This window comes from Ciceribacter sp. RN22, from assembly GCF_024054295.1.
GTDB lineage: Bacteria > Pseudomonadota > Alphaproteobacteria > Rhizobiales > Rhizobiaceae > Allorhizobium > Allorhizobium lividum.
Window position 1 is genome coordinate 514,653 of the sequence record NZ_JAMXLD010000001.1, and the last position, 22,799, is coordinate 537,451.

General features: G+C 60.9%; 18 protein-coding genes, 1 tRNA gene and 1 pseudogene. 14 read left to right on the plus strand and 6 right to left on the minus strand.

Annotated features, from left to right (window positions below; translation table 11 throughout):
- Positions 1–470 precede the first annotated feature (470 nt).
- Positions 471–546 (minus strand) — tRNA-Ala (locus tag NHF53_RS02615).
- A 147-nt stretch (positions 547–693) separates the two neighbouring features.
- Complete coding sequence (locus tag NHF53_RS02620; protein WP_114363830.1) at positions 694–1,080, minus strand: TIGR02300 family protein; 387 nt, start codon at positions 1,078–1,080, stop codon at positions 694–696.
- A 348-nt stretch (positions 1,081–1,428) separates the two neighbouring features.
- Here NHF53_RS02620 and cmk point away from each other — a divergent pair, with 348 nt between their 5' ends.
- Together cmk and rpsA are read left to right on the plus strand one after the other, a co-directional pair.
- On the plus strand, positions 1,429–2,088 hold the full coding sequence (gene cmk, locus NHF53_RS02625) for a (d)CMP kinase (protein ID WP_252832981.1): 660 nt from the start codon (positions 1,429–1,431) through the stop codon (positions 2,086–2,088).
- 143 nt (positions 2,089–2,231) lie between these two features.
- Positions 2,232–3,938: a 30S ribosomal protein S1 gene (rpsA, locus tag NHF53_RS02630; RefSeq protein ID WP_112686158.1), complete on the plus strand. Its 1,707-nt coding sequence runs from the start codon at positions 2,232–2,234 to the stop codon at positions 3,936–3,938.
- 83 nt (positions 3,939–4,021) lie between these two features.
- Here the strand turns inward: rpsA and NHF53_RS02635 are convergent, their stop codons facing one another.
- The gene (locus tag NHF53_RS02635; RefSeq protein ID WP_252832982.1) at positions 4,022–4,642 is read right to left on the minus strand and encodes a hypothetical protein; all 621 of its coding nucleotides are present in this window, start codon (positions 4,640–4,642) and stop codon (positions 4,022–4,024) included.
- A gap of 1,305 nt (positions 4,643–5,947) precedes the next feature.
- Here NHF53_RS02635 and NHF53_RS02640 point away from each other — a divergent pair.
- Entirely contained in the window at positions 5,948–6,283 is a 336-nt protein-coding gene (locus tag NHF53_RS02640; protein ID WP_252832983.1) for a DUF6665 family protein, read from the plus strand.
- Positions 6,284–6,356: 73 nt separating this feature from the next.
- Here the strand turns inward: NHF53_RS02640 and NHF53_RS02645 are convergent, their stop codons facing one another.
- Both NHF53_RS02645 and NHF53_RS02650 read right to left on the minus strand, forming a co-directional pair.
- Complete coding sequence (locus NHF53_RS02645; protein ID WP_252832984.1) at positions 6,357–6,983, minus strand: ribonuclease D; 627 nt, start codon at positions 6,981–6,983, stop codon at positions 6,357–6,359.
- An 80-nt stretch (positions 6,984–7,063) separates the two neighbouring features.
- On the minus strand, positions 7,064–8,584 hold the full coding sequence (locus tag NHF53_RS02650) for an alkaline phosphatase family protein (RefSeq protein ID WP_252832985.1): 1,521 nt from the start codon (positions 8,582–8,584) through the stop codon (positions 7,064–7,066).
- Positions 8,585–9,197: 613 nt separating this feature from the next.
- Between NHF53_RS02650 and NHF53_RS02655 the strand changes: the two genes are divergently transcribed.
- The 11 genes and pseudogenes from NHF53_RS02655 (at position 9,198) to NHF53_RS02705 (ending at position 20,666) form a co-directional block, all read left to right on the plus strand.
- On the plus strand, positions 9,198–10,628 hold the full coding sequence (locus tag NHF53_RS02655) for a phosphomannomutase (RefSeq protein WP_252832986.1): 1,431 nt from the start codon (positions 9,198–9,200) through the stop codon (positions 10,626–10,628).
- A 3-nt stretch (positions 10,629–10,631) separates the two neighbouring features.
- Positions 10,632–11,507, plus strand: a pseudogene (locus NHF53_RS02660) (cisplatin damage response ATP-dependent DNA ligase); the annotation flags it as partial.
- A 125-nt stretch (positions 11,508–11,632) separates the two neighbouring features.
- A complete protein-coding gene (locus tag NHF53_RS02665; protein ID WP_252832987.1) occupies positions 11,633–12,412 on the plus strand; it encodes a DeoR/GlpR family DNA-binding transcription regulator in 780 nt (259 codons plus the stop codon).
- 102 nt (positions 12,413–12,514) lie between these two features.
- The gene (glpD, locus tag NHF53_RS02670; RefSeq protein WP_252834890.1) at positions 12,515–14,035 is read left to right on the plus strand and encodes a glycerol-3-phosphate dehydrogenase; all 1,521 of its coding nucleotides are present in this window, start codon (positions 12,515–12,517) and stop codon (positions 14,033–14,035) included.
- A gap of 41 nt (positions 14,036–14,076) precedes the next feature.
- A complete protein-coding gene (locus NHF53_RS02675; RefSeq protein WP_252832988.1) occupies positions 14,077–15,153 on the plus strand; it encodes an ABC transporter ATP-binding protein in 1,077 nt (358 codons plus the stop codon).
- A gap of 11 nt (positions 15,154–15,164) precedes the next feature.
- On the plus strand, positions 15,165–16,235 hold the full coding sequence (locus NHF53_RS02680) for an ABC transporter ATP-binding protein (RefSeq protein ID WP_252832989.1): 1,071 nt from the start codon (positions 15,165–15,167) through the stop codon (positions 16,233–16,235).
- Between the two features lie 3 nt (positions 16,236–16,238).
- Entirely contained in the window at positions 16,239–17,105 is an 867-nt protein-coding gene (locus NHF53_RS02685; RefSeq protein WP_114363841.1) for a carbohydrate ABC transporter permease, read from the plus strand.
- Positions 17,106–17,120: 15 nt separating this feature from the next.
- Positions 17,121–17,939 (plus strand): carbohydrate ABC transporter permease, encoded by an 819-nt coding sequence (locus NHF53_RS02690; protein ID WP_252832990.1) that lies wholly within the window; start codon positions 17,121–17,123, stop codon positions 17,937–17,939.
- A 13-nt stretch (positions 17,940–17,952) separates the two neighbouring features.
- Positions 17,953–18,234, plus strand: a complete 282-nt coding sequence (locus NHF53_RS02695; RefSeq protein WP_114363843.1) for a DUF2160 domain-containing protein — start codon at positions 17,953–17,955, stop codon at positions 18,232–18,234.
- Between the two features lie 70 nt (positions 18,235–18,304).
- Complete coding sequence (locus NHF53_RS02700) at positions 18,305–20,026, plus strand: ABC transporter substrate-binding protein (protein ID WP_252832991.1); 1,722 nt, start codon at positions 18,305–18,307, stop codon at positions 20,024–20,026.
- A gap of 148 nt (positions 20,027–20,174) precedes the next feature.
- Positions 20,175–20,666, plus strand: coding sequence for a hypothetical protein (locus tag NHF53_RS02705; RefSeq protein ID WP_252832992.1), 492 nt, complete (start codon positions 20,175–20,177; stop codon positions 20,664–20,666).
- 143 nt (positions 20,667–20,809) lie between these two features.
- Here the strand turns inward: NHF53_RS02705 and NHF53_RS02710 are convergent, their stop codons facing one another.
- Positions 20,810–22,540: a recombinase family protein gene (locus NHF53_RS02710; protein ID WP_252832993.1), complete on the minus strand. Its 1,731-nt coding sequence runs from the start codon at positions 22,538–22,540 to the stop codon at positions 20,810–20,812.
- Positions 22,541–22,799: the final 259 nt, after the last annotated feature.

Sequence of the window (22,799 nt, forward strand, 5' to 3'; positions counted from 1 at the left end):
GGGCGCCCGATGGCGATCCGGTCTTGCCCGATGGCGGGCATCGCGCTGCGACCGTGTCACCACCGAATCGCACACGCCAATCGAGAAACAGAACCGACCCCGAATTTGCCGGAAATGCTCTAGCAATGAAGCGCATGCGCGCATCGTCGTCCGCATCGCCTTCTCGTCACCTTCCTGACGACAAGATCCCGAACGGAATGTATGGCTGATTGCTCGCAACGCGACGATCGCATACCCCAGAGGCACTGGAGCGTTACTCGATCGCGGAACGAGTGCCCGACGCCTCACTTCCAACGGGGCGCCGACCCATCCGCACAACTCAGCGCGGATAAACAGGCGTCTGAAAAATCAGATAGAGACTGCGGGAAAAACCGGGCAAAGGGTCAACGGTCTGATGCTCGGCATCAAGCATAGATCGTCCCGCATCTCGGCGACCGTTCTTCAAGGCAGATCGTTAAAAATGGAAGGTTTGGTGGAGCTAAGCGGGATCGAACCGCTGACCTCTTGCATGCCATGCAAGCGCTCTCCCAGCTGAGCTATAGCCCCATCAAGGGTCCGGCATCTGCCGGTTCCGGGAACCTTTCGGGCTTCGCTGCCCGGCGGGTGGCGGCTTATTACTTCCGGATTCGGAAGATGGCAAGCCGAAAAATGACCGGCCCGGAAACTTTTATCTCCGGGCCGGTAAACACATGATCAGACGTCGTCGTCGTCGCCGGCCACACCGATGATGCCGGTCATGTCCTCGTCGTCGTCGTCCTCATCCGCCTCGAGGAAGGTGTCGTCGTCGTCATCACCGAGTTCGACCTCGTCATCGCCGAGGTCCGGCAGATCATCGCCCGAACCGGCGTCATCAGCATCTTCGAGCGAAACCAATTCGACATCCGTATTCTCGGTATCGACTTCCGCGACTTCCTCCTCCTCGGCCTTTTCCATGATCGAAGCAACGGAGGTTTCTTCGAAATACGACAACGGCCAGGACTTGCCGGTGTAAGGTGATACGATCGGATCCTTGTTCAGATCGTAGAATTTCTTGCCGGTGTCGGGGCAAGTGCGCTTAGTTCCAAGTTCTGCTTTCGCCACTGTTAAAGCCTCTTGAATTCCTGAAGAATAACGGCGTTCGTCGCCAATCCGGCATTCAACCGGTCAAACTGTTAGCCGGTCCCCTTAATCGTTGCAATCTCTCCTGTCAAAGGCAATCTTCGCCTGCAGGTTTCCAGCATTTTGGCACGGCGGGGATGACCATTCGCGCCACATATGGTAACGACCCGGCGTTTCAGCAACTCCGCCGCAGCATCCGCAGCGCGCCGGCCCCGCGCCGACCCTCAGAGAGCCGCAAAGGACGCCCAGTATCGAAGTCGTCTTTCTCCGACTTCATTTCCTGATGACGAACATGGGCGTGACGATCGAAGCGCTCGAAAGTGAACCTGCATGACCTCTTCCTTTACCATAGCCATCGATGGTCCGGCAGCCGCAGGCAAGGGAACGCTCTCCCGCCTGATCGCGGCGCATTACGGTTTTCATCACCTTGACACGGGCCTCACCTACCGCGCCACGGCAAAGGCTCTTCTCGACGCCGGCTTGCCGCTCGACGACGAGACTGTTGCCGAAGAGATCGCACGCGGACTGGACCTCTCGGGACTCGATCGAGCGATCCTTGCCCGGCACGAAATCGGAGAGGCTGCATCCAGGATCGCAGTCATGCCTGCCGTTCGTCGTGCGCTCGTCGAGGCGCAACGACGCTTCGCGGCCAAATTGCCCGGCACCGTGCTCGACGGCCGGGATATCGGCACGGTCGTCTGCCCGAACGCGCCGGTGAAACTCTACGTCACGGCCTCACCCGAGGTGCGAGCCAAGCGCCGCTTTGACGAGATCGTCGCCGGCGGAGGCTCGGCGGTCTTCGACGAGGTTTGCGCCGACGTAAAGAAGCGCGACGAGCGCGACATGGGACGGGCCGACAGCCCGCTGCGGCCCGCCGAAGACGCGCACTTGCTTGATACCTCAGAAATGAGTATAGAAGCGGCGTTTCACGCGGCCAAGTCGATAATCGATGCTGCCTTGGCGCAGAAACAGGGATCTGGAAGCCGGTGAGCCGGCTCCATATATGACGGATTTCGCCGACATCGTCGTCCCCGCGCCGGACAGCCCCAAGAGGGCGGGCGAGATGTATGGCAAGTGCAACGCTAACCCCCGGCGCAGACCCGTGCCCTGATGTGGCACGTTTAGGAGATTTCATGTCTGTTTCTACCCCCACGCGGGAGGACTTTGCCGCCCTCCTCGAAGAGTCCTTTGCCAAGACCGATCTTGCCGAAGGCTATGTTGCCAAGGGCATCATCACGGCAATCGAGAAGGACGTCGCCATCGTTGATGTCGGCCTGAAGGTCGAAGGTCGCGTTCCGCTCAAGGAATTCGGCGCACGGGCCAAGGACGGCTCGCTGAAGGTCGGCGACGAAGTCGAGGTCTATGTCGAGCGCATCGAAAACGCGCTTGGTGAAGCCGTTCTTTCGCGCGAAAAGGCTCGCCGCGAAGAAAGCTGGGTCAAGCTCGAAGCCAAGTTCGAAGCCGGCGAACGTGTCGAAGGCGTCATCTTCAACCAGGTCAAGGGTGGCTTCACCGTCGATCTGGACGGCGCTGTCGCGTTCCTGCCGCGCAGCCAGGTCGACATCCGCCCGATCCGCGACGTTACCCCGCTGATGCACAACCCGCAGCCCTTCGAAATCCTCAAGATGGACAAGCGCCGCGGCAACATCGTCGTTTCGCGTCGTACCGTTCTGGAAGAATCCCGCGCCGAGCAGCGTTCTGAAATCGTTCAGAACCTCGAAGAAGGCCAGGTTGTCGACGGTGTCGTCAAGAACATCACCGACTACGGTGCGTTCGTCGACCTCGGCGGCATCGACGGCCTGCTGCACGTCACCGACATGGCGTGGCGCCGCGTCAACCATCCGTCGGAGATCCTGTCCATCGGCCAGCAGGTCAAGGTTCAGATCATCCGCATCAACCAGGAAACCCACCGTATCTCGCTCGGCATGAAGCAGCTCGAAGCGGATCCGTGGGACGGCATTGCCGCCAAGTACCCGGTCGGCAAGAAGATCACCGGTACCGTCACGAACATCACCGACTACGGTGCGTTCGTCGAGCTGGAACCGGGCATCGAAGGCCTCATCCACATCTCCGAAATGTCCTGGACCAAGAAGAACGTTCACCCCGGCAAGATCCTGTCCACGAGCCAGGAAGTCGACGTTGTCGTTCTCGAAGTCGACCCGTCCAAGCGCCGTATCTCGCTCGGCCTCAAGCAGACGCTGGAAAATCCGTGGCAGGCCTTCGCCTACAGCCACCCGGCCGGCACCGAAGTTGAGGGCGAAGTCAAGAACAAGACCGAATTCGGTCTGTTCATCGGCCTCGAAGGCGATGTCGACGGCATGGTTCACCTGTCGGACCTCGACTGGAACCGTCCGGGCGAGCAGGTCATCGAAGAGTACAACAAGGGTGACGTCGTCAAGGCTGTCGTTCTCGACGTCGACGTCGAGAAGGAACGCATCTCGCTCGGGATCAAGCAGCTCGGCCGCGACTCGGTCGGTGAAGCTGCCGCTTCCGGCGACCTGCGCAAGAACGCCGTCGTTTCCTGCGAAGTCATCGGCATCAACGATGGCGGTATCGAAGTGAAGCTCGTCAACCACGAGGACATCACTTCCTTCATCCGTCGTGCCGATCTCTCCCGCGACCGCGACGAACAGCGTCCGGAGCGTTTCTCGGTTGGTCAGGTTGTCGACGCTCGCGTCACCAACTTCTCCAAGAAGGATCGCAAGGTCATGCTGTCGATCAAGGCTCTCGAGATCGCAGAAGAGAAGGAAGCCGTCGCTCAGTTCGGTTCGTCCGACTCCGGCGCTTCGCTCGGCGACATCCTGGGCGCCGCACTCAAGAACCGCGGCAACGCCGAATAAGCGCTCGCGATTTCAAGAGAACGATAACCCGCCGGTCTATCGACCGGCGGGTTTTCTTTTGCCGAACTGCGGAAAACCACCCGTCAGGACAGCATCGACATGGTGAGGTAATGCGCCAGTACCGTTTCGCCGCCGAGAGCTGACACCGGATCGGCGATTGCTTCGTCATCGACTTCTTCATCGACGTCGTTCTCGCCGTTTTCCTCCGATCCAGTGGTCTGCCCTGAACCAGGCTGCTCTTCCGACCCGTCTTCGCCTCGACGGTCATCGTCCCTATCCTGCTCGCCGCTTCGGCCGCGTTTCGCCGCCTCCTCAGAGAAGACGGCATCATCCGCGAAAAGGGCGTATCCAAAGAAGGGGAAGGCCGGACTATCCCGCAGCAGCGCTGCCGCAGGCATTCGCCCTTCCGCGGTCGCCGGAGGCGGCGCCGGAGCGTCTCCCGGCAGCGCCGATTGCGCGCGGGCTTCCCCAATCTCGTCGCCGCCGGCTTCCTGACCCAACGATGCCGCTGGCGTGGATGTCTCCGCCTTGCGATCCGGCGCAGCGGCCGCGATCGCCTTGCGGGCAGGTGTTTCGGCAGGCCCGGCCGTTTGCTCCTCATGCTCCAGCACATGCTTGAGCAGGCGCGCAAGGGTCGCGATGTCCGGATCACCCTCTGGTTCCTCAAGCCAGCCAGGGAATCCCGGGCTCAGACCTGGAGGCACAACACCTTCCCCGCCTTCTGGATAGGGTCCCGGAGGTAGCCTGTTTCGCACGGCTGCAAAGGCGCCATCCGTCTCGATCGAGGCGGGCCACCTCCGCGGTTCGGACGTGCGCATCCGGACATCACCTGATCGCATGGTCTGGTCGCGAACAATGTCGCCGGCGTCACCGGCAGGAGCACGCTCGCCCGGTTCTGGGCCTTGTAGAGCCACTGTTCGACTGGCGTCTGGTTGCGGCAATGACAGTTGCCGACCGGCTGAAGCAACCGGTGGCGTCTTCGAACGCGGTTCATCGAACACAAGCGGCCCATATTCCTTCGCCCGGCCCGGCAATTCCTCGCGCGTTGCCGTACCTTCGATGTTTCCGGCCGACGGTGCTGCGGCCGTGACTCCGCGGACGGCTCCCGCCTCCCGCTGGAACGTTGCTTTGGCAGCAGCCTTCCCGTCTGCCATATCTATCTCGGCTCCGGATCCTTCCAGCGAAGCGGCGTGCGACGGCGACGCTCGTTGCGGCACGTACGATGGCGCCAGGCGGGTGGACCAGGGTGCCTGCTCGCTATTCTGCCTGTAAGATGATACCACGCGCCCCGCTGCGGGATCGGGATCGTTCCCCCGGCTCGCTTCGAGGGCGATCGCAATCGTCGCAGCGTCCAGGCCTGCAGGGTTGCGCAGAGCGGAAAGGACCGTCTCCAAACGGAGCCCCTTTGCCAGTTGTGCGAGCTGGCTCCCCAAGGCGCTCCGTTCCTCCTTCGGGAGACCGTTGATCGCCAATAGAAGGCGCACGACAAAGCTGCCATTGCTCTCGTTCTCTCCGCGAGAGAGACCAAGTCTTTCTCCCAAGCGATCGGCAAGCCCAGCCAGGTTACCGGCAATGCGCTCTTGGGCCGAAAGGACGAGGATTGCCAGTCGTCCCTCGAGCGTTGGGCTCCTCTGGGAGATTGACGCCGTGCCGAGCTCCGCCGAAGGCGAAGGAGACGTCATCGTCCGGCTTGCCTCGCTTCTGCTCACTGGAAGTGGTGTATCGGCCATGGAAGAGTGTATGGCGCTCGCGGCGGGCAGCATCGGCACTTGTCTCGCATCAGAAAACGGGGGCGGGAACCATAGCAGTGTCGCGCCGCGCTCATGCGGGCGGATGGCTGGTCGCCGGGTGCAGCGCGTTTCACGCCGAAGGCGGGGTATCCATCAGACCGATGCGATTCTAAGAAACGTCCGTTAACGAAGCGTTAGCCATAAATCCGGGCGATTGTGCTTGCCTCGTTCGAGTTTGCAGGCGACTCTGCACCGGTTCACCTTGCCGAGGAAGGAAGCATGCCTCTGCGTCCGCCCCCTCTGTCGACCTCCGTGGCCGGCGGCAGTCCGCTCAGCGCCCTCGAATACGAGCTCATGGCTGAAAAGGCCGACGCCTTGGCTCGTGCGGGAGTGAGCGTCGAGAAGGCGCTGGAGGCCCTCAGAGCCTGTCCAGCCATCCCGGAGAATATCAGCGAGCGCCGGAGGCTTCTCGAAGAGGCCGCCGACCTCGTCTGGTCATTTCTTGTCCAGCGGGAAATCTGCGGCTTTCGCAGCCAGGCCGATGCGATCAAGCGCTATGATATCCCGCACGAAGTGATGATCCGGTTGGGTGCCGCGAGCAGGCCCACGAAGTGAAAGCGACCTTCGTCAGACTTTCCAAACTGCCCGCTGATGGCGGGAGCTGGGAACGCAGCTCGCCAACCGCAAATCAGCTGTGTGCGAAGATATCCGTCTCTTCCCATCCGAGAAGATCGAGTTTGGCCCGTGTGGGCAGGAACTTGAAGCATGCCTCGGCATGCTCCATCCGGCCGTCTCGGATCAGGCGCTCGGTGAGCTTGTCGCGCAATGCGTGCAGATAGAGCACATCGGACGCCGCATATTCGAGTTGCGCTGGCGAGAGCATTTCGGCCGCCCAATCGGACGATTGCTGCGCCTTCGAAATATCGACCTCGAGCATCTCCTTGAGATTGTCTTTGAGACCGTGGCGATCGGTATAGGTGCGCGAGAGCCGCGAAGCGATCTTCGTGCAGAAGACCGGTGCGGTCGTTACGCCGAAGGTGTGGAAGAGAACGGCGATATCGAAGCGCCCGAAGTGAAAGATCTTCTGGCGTTCCGGATCGGCGAGCATCGCCACGAGATTGGGCGCCTCGGTCTGTCCGGCCGCGATACGAATGATATCCGCCGTCCCGTCACCGGGTGAAAGCTGTACAACGCAAAGCCGGTCTCGCCGCGGCACCAGTCCGAGCGTCTCGGTGTCGATGGCGATCGCGCCCGTATAGCGGCCAGCATCGGCGGCGGATATGTCACCTTCGTGATAGCGGATCGTCGGGGCCATCCATGTCTCCAGCGTGAGCAGTTGTCTTGTCCGGCTGGCTATAGCCCAAAGCGCGTCGTCGCTCTACCGGTTTCGTAATGTCACGATCGCCGCGGTCGACTGACAGGTCCTTCTTCGGTGAGCTCGACATAGGCAAGTGTCTGGTCAAGATGGCTGGCTCGCAACGAGAGCAGCTTCTCGGCATAGCGTAGCCGGATCGTGGCATATGCCGGGTCATCGGCGACGTTCTGCAGTTCCATCGGGTCCCTCGCGAGATCGAAGAGCAGAGGCGACAGGCCTGCGAAGTGCACGTACTTGAATGCCTCGTCGCGAATGACGGCGAGATTGCCGCGACTGGAAGGGAGGCCGAAATGGTCCTCTGCAGTGCCCGTTGCGACCTCGCGGAAATCGAACTCCCAGAAGGCGGCATCGCGCCAGCCGGCGGGTTGCGCGTCCTCGATAAACGGCAGAAGCGACGCGCCGTCCTGATGGTTGCGCGGTTCAACGCCGAGGCGTTCGCACAGGGTGGGCATGATATCGGCAGCTGAGGTAAAAGCGTCGACCTGCCGCCCGACTGCGGTCGCCTGCGGGTCTCGGACGACAAGCGGAATATGGTAGCTTCCCTCATGGAAGCCGCCCTTTCCGAGAAGCCAGTGATCCCCCATCATCTCGCCGTGGTCGGAGGTGAATATGATGATCGTCTCGTCCCAGCGGCCGCTTTCGCGCAGGGCGGAGAATATTCTTCCGAGTTGGGCATCGACTTCGGCAATCATGCCGAAATAGACGGCACGAATGACATCGAAATCCTTCTTGCTCCAATCGGAAACAAGTCCCGAAGCGCCATAGACGAAGCTCGACTTGCCGAGGAACTGGTGACCATAGGCAAGCAACGGGTGAAGCGCCCGTTCGTCCTCGCGCCGGGCCGCCCTCGCATAGGCCGGGCCGTCGCCAGGTACAAACATCTCATTGTAAGGAGCCGGAACGCAGAAGGGCGGATGTGGCCGGAGAAATGATACGTGCGCAAACCAGGGCGTGTCCTGTTGGTCCATCCAGCGGAGGAAACTCTCCGCGAGGAAGGCTGTCTGCGTCTCCTCCGCGTCATAGTCCGGCGCCCCGTTGTTCGCATCGCAACCGTCTTTGTCTCCCGTCCGGTGAACGTCGCGGGTGAACGCCGCCCCATGTCCGCGGCTCCGGAGCCAGCTCAGCCAATGCTTCTCGTTCTCAAGCAGGATCTGGCCGGTCGTAAAGCCGGGCAAGACTCCCTCGTAAGTCGTCAGATGCGGATCGTTCCGATGAAGCGTCCTCGGGTCGGGCGAAACGTCGGTGTAGCCAAAGAGGGTTGGATCGTAACCTGCGCGCCGTGCCGCCAGCGCAATGTTGTCGAAACGCGCGTCCAGCGGCGAACCATTGCGGCAGACCCGATGATTCATCTGGTAAAGCCCCGTGTAGATCGAGGCCCGTGCGGGCGAGCAGGGGGCGGCGCCAGCGTAATGCCGCCGGAACAGGACGCCCTCCGCCGCCAGTCGATCGACATTGGGTGTCCGCACCACCGGATGACCGACCGACGAAATGCAGTCGCCACGCCACTGGTCGGCGGTCACGAGCAAAATATTGGGCTTCATGCGGGAAACACTCCGAACGATGTATAACAGCGAGCCGGCAGCCGTGCCGTTCGCCACAATCCTCTCGATCATCACCTCTGGCAAACGGAAAAATGCACGTGAAACACGCGATAGGAGGTCCGGCGACGGGCGAGCCATGCGTCTTTGGCAGGTGGGCAACGACGCAGCCGCCCGTTTTCTTTCCCGCTCAGCCGAATACCCTGTCCGACATTCGCCTTTCTCGGGCCCGATGATGACTGGACACGCAGCGCAGATCACAAGCCATGCATCGATCGCAGTGCTGCGTTGCAGCAAATGCGCTGTTCATCCAAAGCGATACGGATATACTCCAAATCATCGAAGCGACGCACTCCTCCTCCCAGCGTCGTCAGATAGGATCGGCAATACTCCTCCTCCTCCCAATTGCCGATCAAGTTTGAGAGCCCAGCGCACCTCCTCCCGCGCTGGGCTCTTTTCATTTTGCCGGCCAACTTCATCATCCTGTAACCTTTGCATTATCCGGGCGAGCCGTACCTCGTTCCGCCGCAGGAACCTGCGGGCAGTTGAGCGCGTTCGCTGCTCGACCTATAAGGACGTCGAGACCAAGCGACCACAGCGGGAGGATCAGAAGGGCATGGCTGTAAAATTCGGAACGAGCGGGCTCCGCGGTCTTTCGACCCAACTCGTGGGAAGCGTGTCCGCGCTCTATGCCACGGCCTTTGCCCGGTTCCTTGTCGGCTCGAACCACCTGCCCGCCGGCGGGGTGGTGGCGGTGGCTCGCGACTTCCGCGAATCGAGCCCCGAGATTGCTGCGACGGTCATGGCGGCGATCCGTCGGGCAGGTCTCGTCCCTGTCAACTGCGGCTGGATTCCGACGCCCGCGCTCGCACTTTACGCCCAGAAGATCGGTGCGGCGGCAGTCATGGTCACCGGTTCACATATTCCCGCCGACAGAAACGGGATCAAGTTCTACCGGCCGGACGGCGAAATCGACAAGGACGACGAGGCGGCCATCACCCGCCTTGCGACAGAGCTTGCGCGTGACGAAGCCGCCAACAGGGTCGAAAGAGGAATGGGCGAAAACCAGGAAGCCGCGGCGACGGAGTTGTTTCTGGAACGCAATCTCTCGGTTCTGCCAAGCGGTGCACTCGAAGGGCTGCGGATCGGCGTCTATGAACACAGCAGCGTCGCCCGTGACATGATGACGACTGTCTTCGGGCAATATGGCGCGACCGTCGTTCCACTCGGTCGCTCCGAAACGTTCATCCCGGTCGATACCGAAGCGGTCTCCGCAGAGACGGAGGCCTTGCTCCTGAAATGGTCTGTCGACCACAGGCTCGACGCGATCGTTTCGACCGACGGCGACGGTGACCGCCCGCTGGTGGCGGACGAAACCGGGCGCCCACTCCGTGGTGACCTCCTCGGGCTGGTCACTGCACATTACCTCCATGCAACGACGGTCGTGACGCCCGTTACATCCAATTCCGGCATCGAGTCGATCGGTGGATTCGAGGTGATTCGAACCCGCGTCGGCTCTCCTTTCGTCATTGCCGAGATGAACAGGGCGCTGACCCGAGGCGACAAAGGAGTGATCGGCTTCGAAGCCAATGGTGGCACGATGCTGGGCTCCGCCTTCGAGCTCGATGGGCGAGCCATCGCGGCCTTGCCGACCCGCGACAGCTTCCTGCCGGCGCTGGCAATCCTCGGATCTGCCGTCGCGAACGGATGGTCGCTTTCGCAGCTCGTCGACAGGTACGATCTCCCGATTGCCCTCAGCGACCGAATTGAGAATTTCGCCGCCGAGCGAAGTGCCGCTTTGATGGACCACCTGCGGCACTCGAGTGAGACACTTTCAAGTTTCCTTGCACCCATCGGAAAGGTGAAGTCGTCGACTGACATTGACGGACTTCGTGTCACGCTCGACGACGGACGAGTGATCCACTTCCGCCCGTCGGGGAACGCACCCGAGATGCGCTGCTATGTCGAGGCGCCGACGGCGGAAGCGGCGCAGGGGCTGCTGCGAGAGGGGCTTGAAGCCATTCGGGCCTGGCAACCCGCGAACTGAGTGCTCTATTCCCGCTCCGGCGACGATATATCGGCTACCTTTCCCGACGTGGTCGACTCGGTCCTCTTCGAAGGGGTCATCGACGGCGAGCTTCTGGTGGGCAGCACGTCTCGGTCGGGAGAACCGACGAGGACGTTCTCCGACCTTCAGCAGCGGTTGAATCGCAAGAGCGTATCATCCCGCCTGATGCAGGACTATCCGGCCTTCCTGCGCGCTTATGACGTATTGTTCGAAGGGAAGGAGGATGTCCGTGGAGAAGTGTTCCTCGCCTGACGTGAACGGCTCACGCGCCTGATCGATCAGGCGCCGGAGGAGCGTTTCGACCTCTTACCGATTGCGCCCTTCTCGAGCTGGGAGGAACTGGAAAGACACCGACGCAATCCTCCCAATCCGGTCATCGAGGGCGTCATGATCAAACGCCTCGACAGCACCTACCAGGCGGGACGCGTCAAAGGTCCGTGGTTCAAGTGGAAACGCGAGCCGCTGAACGTCGATGCCGTGCTGATGTACGCGCAGCGAGGGCACGGCAAGCGCTCCAGCTACTATTCAGACTTTACGTTCGGCGTGTGGGCGGCGGGCGAGGACGGAGACACGCTGGTCCCCGTCGGGAAGGCCTATTTCGGTTTCACCGATGCCGAACTGGACGTGCTCGACCGTTACGTCCGCCACAATACCGTCGACCGCTTCGGCCCCGTACGGGCGTTGCGCGCCGAGCCCGACCATGGCTTCGTCGTCGAGGTCGCCTTCGAGGGCATCAATCGTTCGACCCGGCACAAATCAGGTGTCGCCATGCGTTTTCCCCGCATTGCGCGGTTAAGGACAGACAAGCTGCCGCGCGACGCTGGCCGCCTGGAAACGCTCGTGAGGCTGCTCGGCTGACGGGTTTTATCAAGCGTCGCTACCAGGCAAAAGCGCAGACGAGCAGAAACCCGGTTGCACTCGGGCGGACATGGGTGCATTTTCGTCTCACACGCGATTACCGAAAGAAACGAAAGGCAACCGAAATGTACCTTACTGGTCGGCAGGCCGAGATCGTCGAAATGGCAAAAGCCAATGGGCGCGTGCTCGTCGAGGAGTTGGCGCTACGTTTCTCCGTGACACCGCAGACGATCCGCAAAGACCTGAACGACCTCTGCGACGCGCGTGTTTTGTCACGTATCCACGGCGGAGCGACACTTCCGTCCGGCACCGTAAACATGAAATACGAGGCTCGCCGGCAGATCGCCGCCCAAGAGAAGCAGGCTATCGGCGTCGCCGCCGCGAAGCTCATTTCCAACAATGCCTCGCTATTCATCAACATCGGCACGACGACGGAAGCAGTCGGAGAAGCTCTCGCGGGCCATCAAGAACTGATGGTCATTACCAATAATATCAACGTTGCCAATAAGTTGAGACTTCTTCCAGCGATTGAAGTGGTCATTGCCGGCGGCGTCGTCCGCGCTTCCGACGGCGGTATCGTCGGGGAGGCAGCCGTCGATTTCATCCGACAGTTCAAGGTCGACTACGCCGTGATCGGGGCCTCGGCCATCGATGCCGACGGTGCCCTTCTCGACTATGACTTCCGCGAAGTGAAAGTGGCGCAAGCGATCATAGCCAATGCTCGTCACGTCATTCTCGTTGCGGATTCGACGAAGTTCGAACGCACCGCGCCCGTCCGTATCGCCCATCTTTCCCAAGTCCATACCTTCATAACCGACCACTGCCCTCTCGAATCCATCCGTCGCATTTGCTCGGAGAACAATGTCGAACTGATCGAAGCTCCAGCCCCGGGCAGCGCAGCATAGAAGCGCGAAAACTTTCGTTTGACATTCGATTTATTTTCAATTTAATTGTCTTGTGTTTTCGCAATTGCGCTAATTTGTGCAATGCGCAAAATTTCGGGGAAAATGGTGGTCCAAGGGCTTTACGACATCTTCGTTATTGGCGGCGGCATCAATGGATGCGGTATCGCGCGAGACGCTGCGGGGCGAGGATACTCGGTCGCGCTGGCGGAGATGAACGATTTCGCTTCGGGTACCTCATCCGGCTCGACGAAACTGATCCATGGCGGATTGCGCTACCTTGAGTACTACGAATTCCGCCTCGTGCGGGAGGCGCTGATGGAGCGCGAAGTGCTCTGGGCCATGGCACCTCATATCATCTGGCCTTTGCGCTTCGTCCTTCCCTTCCAGAAGGGCGGCATTCGCCCCGCCTGGTTGATCCGGCTCGGCCTTTTCATCTATGACCACCTGGGTGGGCGGAAGCTCCTGCCTGCAACGGCGACGCTCGACCTACGCCGAGATCCGGCCGGCCGGCCCCTCAAGCCGCTGTTTGGCAAGGCGTTCGAATATTCCGACGGCTGGGTGGACGACGCTCGCATGGTCGTTCTCAATGCCCGCGACGCCGCCGACCGCGGCGCCCGCATCTTCAACCGCTCCCGCGTCGTATCCGCGCGACGGACCGCAGACTGCTGGTCGATAGACATCCAAGATCGCGAAAGCGGAACTGTCACCACTGTCAGAGCCCGCATGCTCGTGAATGCCGCCGGCCCATGGGTCGACAAGGTGCTTTCCGAGGCTGTCGGCAACAAGGGGGCGCACAATGTCCGCCTTGTTCAGGGGAGCCATATCGTCGTCAGGAAGAAATTCGACGACCCGCGTGCCTACTTTTTCCAAAACCCCGACAATCGCATCATTTTCGCGATCCCCTACGAGCGCGACTTCACGCTGATCGGCACGACGGACCGCGACTATACCGGCGATCCACGCGACGTGAAGATAACGCCAGAAGAGGTCAACTATCTCTGTTCGGCGGCAAGCGAGTACTTCGCCGAACCGATTCGCAGTGACGACATCGTCTGGGCATATTCAGCTGTTCGTCCGCTCTACGACGACGGAGCAAGTAAGGCGCAAGAGGCGACCCGGGACTACGTCCTGAAAGTCGAAGGGAATACGGGCGAGGCGCCGCTGCTCAACGTCTTCGGGGGCAAGCTTACGACCTACCGGCGGTTGGCCGAGCACGCAGTAGAGAAGATCGGCGAGAAGATCGGCGTCAAAGGAACACGGTGGACCGCGCGCAGCAACCTGCCCGGCGGCGACTTTGCTCCGACCGCCTACGCGGCGGAAGTGCGCAGGCTCAAGGAACACTATCCATTCCTCAATGAGCGCCACGCAGAGCGCCTCGTCCGTTCCTACGGTACGCGTGCGCATGACTTGCTGGGCAGTGCGAAGACAATAGCGGATCTCGGCCGGCACTTCGGCCACGACCTCTACGAGTGCGAAGTCCGCTGGCTCATGATACAGGAATGGGCCCGGACGTCCGAGGACGTGCTGTGGCGGAGGACGAAGCTGGGGCTCAGGCTCTCGCAGGAAGAAGCGAAGAATTTGGAGGAGTACATGGCTGCCGTTCCGGCGAAATTGGCCGGATAAGGCGCATGTGGTCCCGTCGGTGAGGAGGCACGGGAACCGTAATGCTCGAACTGCGGAATGCCGCGAAGGTGGTGGGCGGAGACTTTCACATCCACCCGACCGATCTTGTTCTTGAACGAGGTACGTTGAATGTCCTTCTAGGGCCAACGCTCTCGGGCAAGACATCATTGATGCGCCTGATGGCAGGGCTGGACAAACCGACGAGTGGCGCGATTCTTTTCGACGGCGCCGACGTGACTGGCGTGCGCGTCCAGAACCGCAACGTCGCAATGGTGTACCAGCAGTTCATCAACTATCCTGCGCTCACGGTTTACGAAAACATCGCCTCGCCGATGCGCATTGCCGGCAAGGATGCGGCAACCATCGACCGCGAGGTGCGGCGGGCGGCCGATCTCTTGAAGCTCACGCCCTACCTCGACCGGACACCTCTCAATCTTTCCGGCGGCCAGCAGCAGCGCACGGCGCTCGCGCGTGCGATCGTCAAGAATGCGAGCCTCGTCCTTCTCGACGAGCCTCTTGCCAACCTAGACTACAAGCTTCGCGAGGAACTTCGCGAGGAACTCCCGCGTATCTTCGCCGAATCGGGCGCGATCTTTGTTTACGCGACGACAGAGCCGTCCGAAGCGCTGCTTCTCGGCGGCAATACCGCGACGCTTTCGGAAGGCCGTATCACGCAGTTCGGCCGAACCATCGACGTCTATCGCAAACCGACCGATCTCGTCACCGCCCGGACTTTCGCCGATCCGCCGTTGAATACGCTTGCGGTTGTGAAGTCGGGTGGCATGTTCCGCGTCAACGATGCCGATGCGTTTACGGTTCCGGCGCATCTTTCGCCGATCGCCGACGGCCCCATGACCATCGCCTTCCAGCCACATCATCTGTCACTGCAACCGTCTACTGCGGCGGTGCAGCTGTCGGCGCGGACACAGATCTCCGAGATCGCCGGCTCCGAAAGCTTCGTCCACGTCGGCTTCATGGGCGCCCGATGGGTCGCCCTGATGCACGGCATTTACGACATCGACCCGGATCAGGTCGTCGAGCTTCATCTCGACACCCGCCATCTGATGGCCTTCGCCCTTGACGGCAGGGCAATCGGCCTGGCCGACACGACTGCCTGAGGAGAGCACAAATGGCAAAGATCTCCCTGGAACACATTCGCCACGCCTACGGCCCGACACCGAAGTCCGAAAAAGACTACGCGCTGAAGGAAGTGCATCATGAATGGAATGACGGCGGCGCATACGCCCTTCTCGGTCCTTCGGGTTGCGGCAAGACGACCTTGCTCAACATCATATCGGGACTCCTCAGACCGTCAGAGGGACGCATCCTCTTCGATGAGCTCGACGTCACCAACCTTTCGACGCAGCGCCGTAACATCGCGCAGGTCTTCCAGTTCCCGGTCATCTACGACACGATGACGGTCTACGACAATCTCGCCTTCCCCCTGCGCAACCGACATGTTTCCGAAGCCGAGGTCGACAGCCGCGTGCGCGAGATTCTGGAGATGATCGACTTGACGGACTGGGCCAAGCGTACGGCGCGAGGCCTTACTGCCGACCAGAAGCAGAAGATTTCGCTCGGCCGCGGCCTCGTTCGCAACGACGTCAACGCGATCCTCTTCGACGAGCCGCTGACGGTCATCGATCCTCATATGAAGTGGGTTCTGCGTTCTCAGTTGAAGCGCCTTCACAAGCAGTTCGGCTTCACCATGGTCTATGTGACGCACGACCAGACCGAGGCGCTCACCTTCGCCGACAAGGTCGTCGTCATGTATGAAGGCGAGATCGTGCAGATCGGAACGCCGGTCGAGCTGTTTGAACGGCCGAGCCACACCTTCGTTGGCTATTTCATCGGTTCGCCGGGCATGAATTTGCTGCCGGCGAAAGTGAATGGCAATTCGGCCACGGTCGGGGACCAGACGATCGTGCTCAGCACGGCTCCGGACGTCGGCGCGGCGAACAAGGTCGAACTCGGCATCCGCCCTGAGTTCGTACGCCTGGGGCGCGAGGGCATGCCCGTCGACATCGTCAAGGTCGAAGATATCGGCCGCCAGAAGATCGTTCGCGCCCGTTTCGCAGGCCACTCCGTGGCGATCGTCGTCCCGGAGGACACCGAGATACCCGCCGAGGCGCGGATCACGTTCGAGCCCGCGAGAATAAACATCTACGCCGACTCCTGGCGTGTCGGGACGGAGGGCTGATCGATGCAGAAAACATGGAACAACAAGGCCTGGTTTCTGGTACTGCCGGTACTTGTGCTGGTCGCCTTTTCCGCCGTCATTCCACTGATGACCGTGGTCAACTACTCGGTTCAGGATACCTTCGGCAACAATGAGTTCTTCTGGGCCGGCACCGACTGGTTCATGGAAATCCTGCATTCCGACCGCTTCTGGGACGCGTTGCTGCGCAACCTGATATTCTCGCTCGTCATTCTGGCGATCGAGATTCCGCTTGGGATCTTCATTGCCCTCAACATGCCGAAATCCGGCCTCGGCGTGCCGGTCTGCCTCGTGTTGATGGCCCTGCCACTGCTCATCCCATGGAACGTCGTAGGCACCATCTGGCAAGTCTTCGGCCGCGTCGATATCGGGCTGCTTGGTCGTTCGCTTGAAGCCCTAGGCCTCGACTACAACTATGTGCAGGACCCGACCGACGCCTGGATTACCGTCATCGTCATGGACGTCTGGCACTGGACGAGTCTGGTCGTATTGCTCTGCTACGCTGGCCTGGTCTCTATCCCCGATGCCTACTACCAGGCCGCCAAGATCGACGGCGCGTCCCGCTGGTCCGTATTCCGCTACATCCAGCTTCCGAAGATGAAGCGCGTGCTGCTTATTGCCGTGCTGCTGCGCTTCATGGACAGCTTCATGATCTATACGGAACCGTTCGTCGTCACCGGTGGTGGCCCCGGCAACTCCACCACCTTCCTTTCGATCGACCTCGTCAAGATGGCGGTCGGTCAGTTCGACCTCGGCCCGGCCGCGGCGATGTCGATCATCTACTTCCTGATCATCCTGCTGCTATCATGGATCTTCTACACGGTCATGACCAGCCATGACGCGCAGAACTAGGGTGGAGACGAGACAATGAGTGCTACAAATACCCGCAACGGCTTCTCCTGGGTCATCCCGACGCTCTACATCGTCTTCCTGATCCTGCCGATCTACTGGCTCGCAAACATGAGCTTCAAGGAAAACGCGGAGATCATCGGTACCTTCTCGCTGTGGCCGGAGAATCCGACCCTTCGGAACTACAGGGTAATCTTTACCGATCCCTCCTGGTACAGCGGCTATATCAACTCGATCATCTACGTCGTGCTGAACACGGTGATCTCGGTGACCGCGGCTCTGCCGGCAGCCTACGCCTTTTCACGCTACCGTTTCCTCGGCGACAAACACCTGTTCTTCTGGCTGCTGACCAATCGTATGGCTCCGCCCGCTGTCTTTGCACTGCCTTTCTTCCAGCTCTATTCAGCCTTCGGGCTCATCGATACCCATATCGCGGTCGCAATTGCTCACTGCCTGTTCAACGTGCCGCTGGCGGTGTGGATTCTCGAAGGCTTCATGTCTGGTGTGCCGAAGGAAATCGACGAAACTGCCTATATCGACGGTTACTCTTTCCCGAAGTTTTTCGTGAAGATCTTCATGCCGCTCATCGCCTCGGGCATCGGCGTTGCGGCATTCTTCTGCTTCATGTTCTCGTGGGTCGAGCTGCTGATTGCCCGCACGCTCACCACGACCAACGCCAAGCCGATCGCCGCAACCATGACTCGTACGGTGTCAGCGTCCGGGATGGACTGGGGCGTACTCGCTGCGGCAGGCGTCCTCACCATCATCCCCGGCGCCTTGGTGATCTATTTTGTCCGCAACTACATCGCCAAGGGCTTTGCCCTGGGCCGCGTCTGAGGAGAAAACCGTCATGAACCTCTCGTGGATGGCATGGACGCTGCCGACGGCGCTCTTCTTCGGCTCCATTCTGCTTCTGCTGATCACAATGGCGATCTGGGAGTATCTCTCCCCCGGCGGAAATCCGCGGGTCGGCATCCTGCACTTCGAAACGACCCGCGGAGACCGACTGTTCGTTTCGCTGCTCGGGTCAGCCTTCATACATCTCGCTTGGCTCGGGCTCGTCGGCCCGAACCTCTGGTGGGCTCTCGCCCTGTCTGCGGTCTACGCAATCGGCGTCTTCCGTTTCGTCTAGGGCAAGAAAGATGGGCGCGGACACCGCGCCCGGCATTCGCATCTGCAATCGCAAACCCTGGGAGGATATAATGCGACGGCACTTTATGACGACTACGGCAGCCATGCTGCTGGCACTGACCGGCACCGCCTTCGCCGGAATGGATGAGGCAAAACAGTTCCTGGACAAGGAGGTGGGCGATCTCTCGACGCTGTCGCGCGCCGACCAGGAAAAGGAAATGCAGTGGTTCGTCGATGCGGCGAAGCCCTTCGCCGGCATGGAAATCAAGGTTGTTTCCGAAACCCTTACCACACATGAATACGAGTCCAAGGTGCTGGCTCCGGCCTTCACCGCCATCACCGGCATCAAGCTCACCCATGACCTGATCGGCGAGGGCGACGTTGTCGAGAAGCTGCAGACTCAGATGCAATCGGGCGAGAATATCTACGACGCCTACATCAACGACTCGGACCTGATCGGTACCCATTGGCGCTATCAGCAGGCCCGCAACCTGACCGACTTCATGGCCAACGAGGGCAAGGACGTCACCAACCCCGGCCTTGATGTCGACGATTTCATCGGCAAGTCCTTCACCACGGCGCCGGACGGAAAGCTCTACCAGCTGCCCGACCAGCAGTTCGCAAACCTTTACTGGTTCCGCTACGACTGGTTCAACGACGAGAAGAACAAGGCGGATTTCAAGGCGAAGTATGGCTACGACCTCGGCGTTCCGGTCAACTGGTCTGCTTACGAAGACATCGCCGAGTTCTTCACCGGCCGCGAGGTCGACGGCAAGAAGGTCTATGGCCACATGGACTACGGCAAGAAGGACCCGTCTCTCGGCTGGCGCTTCACCGATGCCTGGCTCTCTATGGCAGGTAACGGCGACCGAGGCATTCCGAACGGCAAGCCTGTTGACGAATGGGGTATCAAGGTCGACGAAAACTCGCGTCCGGTCGGCTCCTGCGTCGCTCGCGGCGGCGACACCAACGGTCCCGCGGCCGTCTATTCGATCCAGAAGTATCTCGACTGGATGAAGGCCTATGCACCGGCTGCTGCCAACGGCATGACCTTCTCCGAATCCGGTCCGGTTCCGTCTCAGGGTGAAATCGCCCAGCAGATGTTCACCTATACCGCGTTCACGGCCGATTTCGTCAAGGAAGGCCTGCCCGTCGTGAACGAGGACGGTACGCCGAAGTGGCGCTTTGCTCCGTCGCCGCACGGCGTCTACTGGAAGGACGGTATGAAGCTCGGCTATCAGGATGCAGGCTCGTGGACACTCATGAAGTCCACGCCTGACGACCGCGCCAAGGCCGCATGGCTCTACGCCCAGTTCGTGACCTCCAAGACTGTCGACCTGAAGAAGAGCCATGTCGGTCTGACCTTCATCCGCCAGTCGACCCTCGACCACCAGTCCTTCACCGACCGTGCGCCGAAGCTTGGCGGCCTGATCGAGTTCTATCGCTCGCCGGCTCGCCTGCAATGGTCGCCGACCGGCACCAACGTTCCCGACTATCCGAAGCTTGCACAGCTGTGGTGGCAGGCAATCGGCGATGCCTCCTCGGGTGCGAAGACTGCGCAGGAGGCCATGGACTCGCTCTGCGCCGAGCAGGAGAAGGTCCTTCAGCGCCTGGAACGTGCTGGCGTGCAGGGCGACATCGGTCCGAAGCTCGCGGAGGAACACGACCTTGAGTACTGGAACAAGGACGCCGTCTCGAAGGGCAATCTCGCTCCGCAGCTGAAGATCGAGAACGAAAAGGAACAACCGATCACAGTCAACTACGACGAACTCGTCAAGAGCTGGCAGAAGTAATCGGAATCCGGCACACTGGGCGCTGCCCGTGTCACCAACGACAAGAGCCGCCGGTGTGTAACAGCACCGGCGGTTTTCTACATCTCCCAACGTGCCGGGTTACGATGCCGCAGGGATGGTCGAGATCCCGCGCAACATGGAGGGCGATATGAAATCTAAATCAATTGCAGTGCTTATCCCTGTCGTTCTCGCCGGCGGTTCCCCGGCGTCCGGTGCGGAGTGGCAGCATTATGTCAATGTGCGCTTTGGGACGAGCGCGGACGTGCCGTCGAGCTTTCTCCGGGCACCGCCTCCGGACAACGGCGACGGGCAGCAGTTTAGGAGCTCCGACGGAGGCAGTGTCACGGTTTTCGGCGGCATGAATCCGATGGCTGGATCGCTTGCCGACTACCGTCGTTTCCTCAAGGATGTTCTGGAGGATGACGGCTGGACGCTAAGCTTTACGCCCGAAGGTCGCACGTGGTTCGTCCTTTCCGGCAATCGCGACGGCGAGATTCTTTATCACCGCGTCGAACACCGGACAGCCTGCGGGGCGGACCTGTTGCACCATATCGAATTCCGCTATCCCGGCAATCGAGCGACGGCCTGGTCCGCGATCGTCGAACGCGGAGCGGCAACGCTGGACGGTCCGTGCGAGTAGTGTCCGGCTCGCGGCTTGACCTGTGTCGATTGCTGTTCCGGCGTCCGTGCCGATAGGCATTGACCTGCCCCTTTGACCAACTTCGCTTTATGTTTTCGGTTTGGGGTTAGTGTGATCACGAACGAAGTTGACGGCGCTGCAGTTCATTGGGTTACGGATCTGGCTTTCAGGTTTGAGATCGATAAACGCCAAAAGCCCCACGAGGGGGCTTTGAGGGATTTCTGGGAAGGTTGGTTGCGGGGGCTGGCTTTGACAGTTGGCATAAGAGAGCCACACCTCTGACTTCCTTCGGCTTTTGCGAGACCGAGGATGCCGAACAGCTCGCCGCGTAGCTCCGCATGCACCTCGCCCCGCTTGTCGCCGGGGAAGAGCACGATCTCGCCGATCAGAGAGCGGAGTGCTTCGGAAGCTTCGCGCCCGCCGTGCGGATCGTTGAGAACCGCGGTGAGACGCTCCACCCTGAGCCGGTAGAGATTGCCAATGTTGGGATGAATGTCCGGGACATTGTCGGGGATGTCGTTCAGCCTTGTCGTGATCTCCGCCTTCTGCCGCTCCAGATCATCCATGCGCGCCTTCATCGACGGCTGGTACATGCCGTCCTCGATGGCTGAGATGATGCCGGCAATCGCCCGCTCGATCTTGATGAGCGCCTTGCGGTCCTTCTCCTGGGCGATGCGGCGCTTCTGGTTGAGCGCATTGGTTTCGGCCGCATAGGCTTTGACGGCTTCGGCGACCGCTTGCGGCGAGACGAGCTTTTCCTTGAGACCGGCAAGAACACGAGCCTCCAGCTTGTCGCGCATGATCGAACGATTGTTGGTGCAGGTACCGCGCCGATGATGGTTGAGGCAGGAATAGCGGTTCGGAACGATGACCCCGACCTTGCCGCCACAGCACCCGCAGATGAGAAGGCCGGAGAGAAGATGAACCGGCCTGTTGGTCAAATGCAGGCGCTTCATCCGTGCCTCTGCCGTCGCTGCCTGGTTCGATCCGAAGAGCGCTGATATCTGCTCCTGTCGTGTCCTGACAGCATTCCAGAGGTCGTCATCGACGATCTTCAGGTGGGGCACTTCCTTCCTGATCCACTCCTCTTCCGGGTTGGGACGGGAGATGCGCTTTCCCGTGGACGGGTCCTTGACGAAGCGCTGGCGGTTCCAGACGAGAACACCGGCATAGAGCTCGTTGTTGAGGATGCCGGTGCCCCGGCTCACATGCCCCCGGATACTGGTGTCGCCCCATTGCCGGCCAAGGGGACCGGCGACACCTTCGCGGTTGAGGTCGGTGGCAATGGCCTTCGGGCTCTTGCCAGAGGCAAATTCCCGGAAGATGCGCCGGATGACAGTGGCTTCCTCGGTGACGACCTCGCGATCTCCCCGGAGCGGCTCACCATTGGCGTCGGTCTTCTTCAAGACCCTGTAGCCATAGCAGAGCCCCCCACCGGCCTTGCCGTTCTCGACCCGACCCCTGAGTCCGCGATGGGTCTTCATGGCGAGGTCCTTGAGGAAGAGGGCATTCATCGTACCCTTCAGCCCGACATGCAGTTCAGAGATTTCTCCCTCGGCCAATGTGACGATCGTGACGCCGGCGAACCTCAGATGCTTGTAGAGGGTGGCAACGTCCGCTTGATCCCGGCTGATGCGGTCCAGCGCTTCGGCCAACACCACGGTGAACTTGCCGCTCTGCGCGTCACGGACAAGCTGCCGCAGACCGGGCCGCAGGATCGTGCTGGCGCCGGAGATGGCAGCGTCCTCGTAACGTTCTGTGATCTGCCAATGCTCACGCGCCGCGTAAGCATTGCAAAGCCGGAATTGGTCCTCGATCGAAGCCTTGCTCTGACCGTCCGAGGAATAGCGGGCATAGAGGGCAACACGGGTCATGGGCATGTCTCCTTGTTGATCGCGACGCTGGCGGCATGTTCAGCGGCATTCGCAACGGGCTGCATCCGTAGACGATGCGGGCGCGGCAGCCGCGCCCGCACTCCGCCTTTCCTGCTTCCCGGCCGAACGCCGGAGTAAAGACGGCCGGTCAAGGCTGGCGCGGTACGCGCCACCGCGTCAGCGGCCTGGCCTTGAGGGGACGGCTTTGCTCTGGCCCGTTTCAGCGGAACCAGGCAAAGGCCCCAGTCGGCTCTGCCGC

Excerpts from the sequence above, each read along its gene's own strand:
- cmk (WP_252832981.1), top strand. The coding sequence starts at position 1,429 with ATGACCTCTTCCTTTACCATAGCCATCGATGGTCCGGCAGCCGCAGGC.
- rpsA (WP_112686158.1), top strand. The coding sequence starts at position 2,232 with ATGTCTGTTTCTACCCCCACGCGGGAGGACTTTGCCGCCCTCCTCGAA.
- NHF53_RS02640 (WP_252832983.1), top strand. The coding sequence starts at position 5,948 with ATGCCTCTGCGTCCGCCCCCTCTGTCGACCTCCGTGGCCGGCGGCAGT.
- NHF53_RS02645 (WP_252832984.1), bottom strand. The coding sequence starts at position 6,983 with ATGGCCCCGACGATCCGCTATCACGAAGGTGACATATCCGCCGCCGAT.
- NHF53_RS02650 (WP_252832985.1), bottom strand. The coding sequence starts at position 8,584 with ATGAAGCCCAATATTTTGCTCGTGACCGCCGACCAGTGGCGTGGCGAC.
- NHF53_RS02655 (WP_252832986.1), top strand. The coding sequence starts at position 9,198 with ATGGCTGTAAAATTCGGAACGAGCGGGCTCCGCGGTCTTTCGACCCAA.
- NHF53_RS02665 (WP_252832987.1), top strand. The coding sequence starts at position 11,633 with ATGTACCTTACTGGTCGGCAGGCCGAGATCGTCGAAATGGCAAAAGCC.
- glpD (WP_252834890.1), top strand. The coding sequence starts at position 12,515 with ATGGTGGTCCAAGGGCTTTACGACATCTTCGTTATTGGCGGCGGCATC.
- NHF53_RS02675 (WP_252832988.1), top strand. The coding sequence starts at position 14,077 with ATGCTCGAACTGCGGAATGCCGCGAAGGTGGTGGGCGGAGACTTTCAC.
- NHF53_RS02680 (WP_252832989.1), top strand. The coding sequence starts at position 15,165 with ATGGCAAAGATCTCCCTGGAACACATTCGCCACGCCTACGGCCCGACA.
- NHF53_RS02685 (WP_114363841.1), top strand. The coding sequence starts at position 16,239 with ATGCAGAAAACATGGAACAACAAGGCCTGGTTTCTGGTACTGCCGGTA.
- NHF53_RS02690 (WP_252832990.1), top strand. The coding sequence starts at position 17,121 with ATGAGTGCTACAAATACCCGCAACGGCTTCTCCTGGGTCATCCCGACG.
- NHF53_RS02695 (WP_114363843.1), top strand. The coding sequence starts at position 17,953 with ATGAACCTCTCGTGGATGGCATGGACGCTGCCGACGGCGCTCTTCTTC.
- NHF53_RS02700 (WP_252832991.1), top strand. The coding sequence starts at position 18,305 with ATGCGACGGCACTTTATGACGACTACGGCAGCCATGCTGCTGGCACTG.
- NHF53_RS02705 (WP_252832992.1), top strand. The coding sequence starts at position 20,175 with ATGAAATCTAAATCAATTGCAGTGCTTATCCCTGTCGTTCTCGCCGGC.
- NHF53_RS02710 (WP_252832993.1), bottom strand. The coding sequence starts at position 22,540 with ATGACCCGTGTTGCCCTCTATGCCCGCTATTCCTCGGACGGTCAGAGC.